General features: G+C 68.2%; 1 protein-coding gene. It reads right to left on the reverse strand.

Features of this window, described 5'->3' with window-relative positions; all coding sequences use genetic code 11:
* Window positions 1-114: helix-turn-helix domain-containing protein (locus BZY54_RS48285; protein WP_143668452.1), on the reverse strand; the 114-nt coding region annotated here is incomplete at its 3' end.
* Between the last annotated feature and the right edge of the window lie 257 nt (window positions 115-371).

The raw sequence follows: 371 nt of genomic DNA on the forward strand, positions 1-371 counted from the left end.
GCGCGGCAGCTGCAGCTTGCGCACGATGTCGGGGGCGGAGAGCGTCCCGTCCCCGTCGAGGAAGAGCTCGAGTATGTCGAGAGCCCGGGTCACGGCAGGTACGAGGCGTCCCACGACCGGCCCCCTCCCTAGAGTCCAGGCCTGTTCGAAATTTCAACAGGCGGTCGGCATCACGAACACAGGCTAGCCACAGTGGGGTGGTCGGGCAATGGGTCGGGGTGGGCAATGGGCCGGGCTGGGCCACGATGGAGGACATGCCGTCCTCGACACGCCCGCCCTTCACCCCGCTCGACTTCCAGCTGGTGCTGCTGCGCCGCATGGCCGACCACAATCCGGACCTGGTGGAGGACGCCCGACATGCGCTGGGTGTC

This window comes from Streptomyces carpinensis (genome assembly GCF_002154505.1).
In the GTDB taxonomy this organism is placed as follows: Bacteria; Actinomycetota; Actinomycetes; order Streptomycetales; family Streptomycetaceae; genus Streptomyces; species Streptomyces carpinensis.